Origin of the sequence: Verrucosispora sp. SN26_14.1, from assembly GCF_004307965.1 — a bacterium.
Taxonomy (GTDB): domain Bacteria; phylum Actinomycetota; class Actinomycetes; order Mycobacteriales; family Micromonosporaceae; genus Micromonospora.
Window position 1 is genome coordinate 1 of the sequence record NZ_SISL01000414.1, and the last position, 5,236, is coordinate 5,236.

A 5,236-nucleotide genomic window follows, 5' to 3' on the forward strand; every position below is an offset into this window, starting at 1 on the left:
AGGCCGGTGTGCCCGGCGCGCTGGCCGCCGTGCGCGACGGCCGACACGACTGGCAGGGAGCCGCCGGCCAGGCGTTCCTGACCAAGCCACGACCGATGCAGCCGCAGATGCGTCACCGCATCGGCAGCATCACCAAGACGTTCGTCGCCACCACCGTGCTCCAGCTCGTCGACGAGGGCCGACTGGGTCTGGACGACCCGATCGGGCAGCGGCTGCCCGACGTCGTACCGGGCGAGACCGGCGCCCAGGTCACCGTCCGGATGCTGCTGAACCACACCAGCGGCATCGGCAACTACACCAACGCGATGATCGACTCGTACGCGGCGATCAACCGGATGCAGGTCACCACGTACGCTCCGGCCGAGCTGGTCGCCATGGGTCTGGCCATGCCGCCGACCAATGCCCCGGGCGCGGGATTCAGCTACTCGAACACCAACTACGTCCTGGCCGGAATGCTGATCGAAGCGGTCACCGGCAGCAGTACGGCGACCGAGGTGCAGCGGCGGATCCTCCGACCGCTGAAGCTGACCGGCACGTCCTTCCCGGGCACCGATCCGACGATCCGCGGTCCGCACGGTGGCGCCTACTTCGCCCCCTTCGGCGCTCGCGACGTGAGCGAGTTCAACATGAGCTGGGCCGGCGCGGCAGGTGAGATGATCTCCACCACGGCGGACCTGAACACCTTCTTCCGGGCGCTGCTCCGTGGTGATCTGCTCCGTCCGGCCACCCTCGACCAGATGCTCACCCGAGTGCCGATGGTGCCGGGAATGCCGGAGGCCGGTGGCTACGGTCTGGGCATCTATTCGCTCTCCACCCCGTGCGGCGAGGTCTGGGGTCACGACGGCGCGGTCATCGGTCACCTGACGTACTCACTGCACAGCCGGGACGGTGTGCGCCAGGCGTCCTCCGGGATCAACCTCAGCCACTACCAGATCGGGCTGCCCGACGCGCATCCGGTCGACATCGCCTGGCAGACGTTCGTGCTCACCGCGATCTGCCCGACCGGCGGCGTGAGCAGCCGTTCGGCGCAGGCGGTGCCGCAACTGCCCAGCGTGACCCGGATGCCGGGTACCGACGCGGTGGTGGCGGTGCCCTGACCCGTCCGGACATCGACGGTTCACGGGTGATCCGATGATCGCCCGTGATCCGGTTTGGTCCGTCGGCGATCGGGAAGATCTTCTGTATGTCTATCTGGAGCAGGTTCACCCAGCGGCGTAGGCGGAAGATCGAAGAGCAGCGCGACGCGGCCGTGGCCAGGGCCATGGCCCGTGGGGCGACCCCGGAGGAGTCGGCGGCCGCCGGAGACCGCGCGGCGCGCGGTGACACCGCCGCGACCGTGTTCCGCATCTCCAACATCTGATCCGCACCGTGCGGCCGGGACAGCACCGTCCCGGCCGCACGTCTGTGTCCTGGCTTGATCAGGCGGACGACTCGCGCGCGGGTAGCGTGCGCGACGTGCCGTAGGTGCTGCCGGCGCGGTCGCGTTCCAGCCAGCCGGCGTCGACCAGCATCCGCCGGGCACCGGCCACGTCGTCGGTGACGGCGGAGAGTCGCCGGTTGATCTCGTCCTCGTCGCACGGGCCGTCGAGGTCGAGGAAGCGGACGAGCATCTCGGCCAGTAGTTCCCACCGCCGCGACAGGGGCGGCGGAAGGCTGGTCAGTCGGCCGTGCGAGAAGACGCTCCGCAGCTCCGGATAGATCACGAGCAGACGGCTGATCGGCTGCTGACGGTCCAGGTCGGCGGCGGTCTCCCGCAGGGCGTCGAGCCGGGCCCGGTAGACGCCGGTGCCGGTGACCACGCCGATCGCGTGGAGCCGGGCGAGCGCCGCTCCGGCCTTCGGTACGGGGATGTCCAGCGCCTGGGCCAACTGGGTGGCCGTGAGCCCGTCGTCGCCCCGGCGGGCGAGTTCGGCCAACGCCTGGAGGCGCTCGGGAGTGGCGAGCGCGGTGAGGATCTCCGCGGCGTGCGCGGCTTCGGCGGACATCCGATCATTCTGCCAGCGCCCTCACCTCGACCCGGACGGCGCGGAACGGGAAGGCCACCGTGGCACCGGGCGCGTGCTCATCGGACGCCGCTCTCCACGGCCGCGACCGGGGGCAGCTCGGGCCGCGTCAGGTGTCGGGAGACCCGCAGATCGGCGCGGCGGACCTCGAGCACGTGCCGTTGGTCCAGTTGGTGCCAGGGCGGGGTGGGTTGGTCCCAGCCCGTCGAGGCGACCACCACGCGATCGGGTTCGACGAGGTAGTTGAGGGGGAAGAACCCGGGGCCACGACGCCGGCTGACAGCGGAGTCCGGATCGTGGTCCGCGTAGGCGAACAACGACTGTTCGGTCAGCAGCAGGCAGTTGAGGCCGCTGTACCGGGTGGCGTGACGCCGTACCTCGGCGGCGGCCGAACTGAGCGCGGTCACCGGGTCGGTGCGGCGCAGGAACTGCCTGACCAGGAGGAAGAACCGTTCGCTGTCGGTGGTACCGGCCACCGCTTCACGCATCTCCGGTTCGAGCAGATCGTCGACGGCGTCGGCCGGGGAGAAGTCACCGTTGTGGGCGAAGGCGACCGTCGCGGACCGGAACGGGTGGGTGTTGGCCAGGATGAGCGGTGACCCGGGATTGGCCAGCCTGATGTGCAGCAGGGCGGCATCGGTGGTGATCCGGCTCAGCGCGGAGGTGAATCCCTCGCTGGTACGGGCCGACGTCGGCTCCTTGTCGACGCGGAGTTCACCGTCGTGCCAGTGGGCCACGCCCCAGCCGTCACCGTGTTCGGCCGACAGTTCGGTGAATCCGGGCAGTTCGGTGGCGAGCAGCTCGGTCAGGCGACCGGCGGACGCGCCGACCACACCCAACAGACGGCACATGTGCATACTCCCGGGGGTCAGGGTGGGCGGTCAGCCACGCCGCTGCAGCACCGTGGCGAGCCACGACAGCAGCGCGTTGACCGCGACGAACATGAGGGTCATCACGAGGTAGGTCTGGATGAGGGCGTGGGTGTACTCGCCGAGTACCCGGCCCGCGTGGAGCAGTTCGAGGAAACTCACCACGTAGCCGAGCGTGCTCTCCTTGAGCAGGCGGATGAACTGCGTCACCAGCGCCGGGGCGACGCGCCGCAGGGCCTGCGGGAGCACCACCAGCCGCATGGTGGCCGATGGGCTCAAGCCCACGCAGAGCCCGGCCTCGGTCTGCCCCCTGTCGACGGAGAGGATGCCGGCGCGGAAGATCTCGGCGAGGGCGGCCACGTTCGAGACCACGATCGGTACGACCAGTTGCCAGAAGATCGGTAGCCGTAGCCCGAAGCGAGGCGCCAGGATCAGGAAGGCGAACAGCAACAGCAGGATCGGCACCGCGCGGAACAGTTCCACGTACGCCACCGCCGGCCACCGGATGACCCGTCGCCGGGACAGCCGGCCGAGCGCGACCAGGAATCCCAGCGGCGCGGCGATCACGGCGCTGACCCCGGCGGCCAGGAGGGTGGCCGCGAGGCCCCGGAGCAGGAAGGCCATCACGGGCCACTGCCCGAAGATCGTCCATTTGGCGGGGTCGAGCTGGCCGTGGGCGTGGAACTCGGTGATCGCAAGCCAGAACAGACCGACCAGGAGGACGGCGGTGCCGATGGTCGCCAGCCGGATCCATCGCCGGCCCCGGGGACCCGGCTGGTCGAACAGGGCCTGCTCGGACACGCTCATCGTCCGATCGCCACCTTCTTCTCCAGCAGCCCGGTGACGAAGCCGATGCTCAGGGTCAGGATGAGGTAGAGCGCCGTGCTGACCAGGAAGGTCGGGCCGGCGTCGGCGAACTCCAGGTTGATCAGGTCGGTCTCGCCGGTCAGCTCGGTGACACCGACCGCCGCGGCGAGGGAACTGCTCAGGGCGATGGCGATGAAGATGTTCCCCAGCGGCTGGACCATCGAGCGGAAGGCGCGCGGAAGGATGACGTGACGCAGACTGCGTGCCGTGGTCATGCCCAGGGCCCGGGCCGCTTCCGCCTCACCGAGCGGCACGGTCCGGATGCCGGACCGGATCGTCTCGGCGACCAGCGCGGCCCCGTACATCGCCATCGCGGTGGTGACCGTCCAGAACAGGTCGTACAGGATCCCGATCTCGGGCAGCCCGAACACGAACAGCACCAGCAGGACCAGCAGCGGCGTGTTGCGCATGAACTGCACGTAGATCGCGGCGCAGAGCCTCAGCAACGGCACCGGCACGATCCGCATGATCGCCAGCAGGGTGCCCAGGACCATCGCGCCCGCGAACGAGGCCGCCGTGAGCTCGACGGTGACCAGGAGGCCGGCTCCCAGCCGGCCGAGGTGGCTGAGCACGCCGTCGACCAGCGGGATCCCAGCCACCTCCGACACGTACGGCACGGGGACTACGCTCAGCTTCCGGCCACGGAGCCGAGGACCGGCGGGGTCGGCGGTTCGCCCTCGATCGCGGTGCCCAGGGTCAGTTTCCAGATCCGGTCCCACAGCCCGGCCTCGACGATCTTGGTCAGCCAGCCGTTGACGAACGTCTTGAACTCCGCGTCACCGGGAGGCAGACCGATCCCGTAGGGGTCCTCGGTGAACGGTTGGCCGACGACCTTGACCTCCGGGTCGCGTTGCGCGTTGCCGAGCAGGATGGCCTGGTCGAGCACGTACGCCTCCGCCCGGCCCTGGCGAAGCGCCTGGACGCACTGGTCGTTGGTCTCCAGCAGGAGCAGCTTCGCGTCCGGCACCACCTGCTTGAGGGTGTTGACCGCCGTGGAGTTGGCCTGGGTCACGACCGTCCGGCCGGCCAGGTCCGACGGCGTCGTGATGCCGGTCTCCGACTTCTTCACCAGGATCGAGGTGCCGGAGTTGAAGTACGGCCCGGCAAAGTTGATCTTCTCGGCCCGGGCCGGGGTGATGGTGTAGGTGGCCAGCACCGCGTCGACGGTGCCGTTCTGCAGCAGTAGTTCCCGGGTCTGCGCCGTCACCTGGACCAGTTCGACCGACGGCGTCCCGGTGATGTACTTGGCCAGGAGTTGAGCCAGGTAGGCGTCGAAGCCGGTCACCTTGCCGGTGGTCGGGTCCTTCAGCGAGAACAGGGCGGCGGTGGCGGTGCCCCCGACGCGCAGGGTGCCCGCCTGCTTGATGGTGGCCGCCCGGCCACCGGCCGACAGGTCGGCCGGGTCGGCGACGGGGGCGTCGGCCAGGATCTTCTCGATCGACTCGCCGCCCGCTCCCCCGTCGGCGGCGGCGGTGCCGGGCCTGTCTCTTATACACA

7 protein-coding genes are annotated in these 5,236 nt (G+C 69.9%); 2 read left to right on the top strand and 5 right to left on the bottom strand.

Features of this window, described 5'->3' with window-relative positions:
• Together EYA84_RS25735 and EYA84_RS32650 are read left to right on the top strand one after the other, a co-directional pair.
• A partial coding sequence (locus EYA84_RS25735; RefSeq protein ID WP_131056152.1) for a serine hydrolase occupies positions 1-1,097 on the top strand: 1,097 nt, incomplete at its 5' end.
• An 86-nt stretch (positions 1,098-1,183) separates the two neighbouring features.
• Entirely contained in the window at positions 1,184-1,360 is a 177-nt protein-coding gene (locus EYA84_RS32650) for a hypothetical protein (RefSeq protein ID WP_161595041.1), read from the top strand.
• Between the two features lie 58 nt (positions 1,361-1,418).
• On the opposite strand, the gene EYA84_RS25740 is transcribed toward EYA84_RS32650, so the two are convergent.
• The 5 genes from EYA84_RS25740 to EYA84_RS25760 all read right to left on the bottom strand — a co-directional run.
• The gene (locus tag EYA84_RS25740) at positions 1,419-1,985 is read right to left on the bottom strand and encodes a DUF2087 domain-containing protein (RefSeq protein WP_131056154.1); all 567 of its coding nucleotides are present in this window, start codon (positions 1,983-1,985) and stop codon (positions 1,419-1,421) included.
• Between the two features lie 77 nt (positions 1,986-2,062).
• Complete coding sequence (locus EYA84_RS25745) at positions 2,063-2,854, bottom strand: class II glutamine amidotransferase (protein WP_131056156.1); 792 nt, start codon at positions 2,852-2,854, stop codon at positions 2,063-2,065.
• Between the two features lie 30 nt (positions 2,855-2,884).
• Complete coding sequence (locus tag EYA84_RS25750; protein WP_131056158.1) at positions 2,885-3,679, bottom strand: amino acid ABC transporter permease; 795 nt, start codon at positions 3,677-3,679, stop codon at positions 2,885-2,887.
• Positions 3,676-4,356, bottom strand: coding sequence for an amino acid ABC transporter permease (locus tag EYA84_RS25755; RefSeq protein ID WP_201272481.1), 681 nt, complete (start codon positions 4,354-4,356; stop codon positions 3,676-3,678). The genes EYA84_RS25750 and EYA84_RS25755 overlap by 4 nt, the downstream gene beginning before the upstream one ends.
• An 11-nt stretch (positions 4,357-4,367) precedes the next feature.
• Positions 4,368-5,236, bottom strand: an 869-nt coding sequence (locus tag EYA84_RS25760) for a glutamate ABC transporter substrate-binding protein (protein ID WP_131056160.1), incomplete at its 5' end; no start/stop codon positions are given.

Bases quoted from the DNA above. Each gene is read 5' to 3' on its own strand.
- EYA84_RS32650 (WP_161595041.1), top strand. From the start codon at position 1,184: ATGTCTATCTGGAGCAGGTTCACCCAGCGGCGTAGGCGGAAGATCGAA.
- EYA84_RS25745 (WP_131056156.1), bottom strand. From the start codon at position 2,854: ATGTGCCGTCTGTTGGGTGTGGTCGGCGCGTCCGCCGGTCGCCTGACC.
- EYA84_RS25740 (WP_131056154.1), bottom strand. From the start codon at position 1,985: ATGTCCGCCGAAGCCGCGCACGCCGCGGAGATCCTCACCGCGCTCGCC.
- EYA84_RS25750 (WP_131056158.1), bottom strand. From the start codon at position 3,679: ATGAGCGTGTCCGAGCAGGCCCTGTTCGACCAGCCGGGTCCCCGGGGC.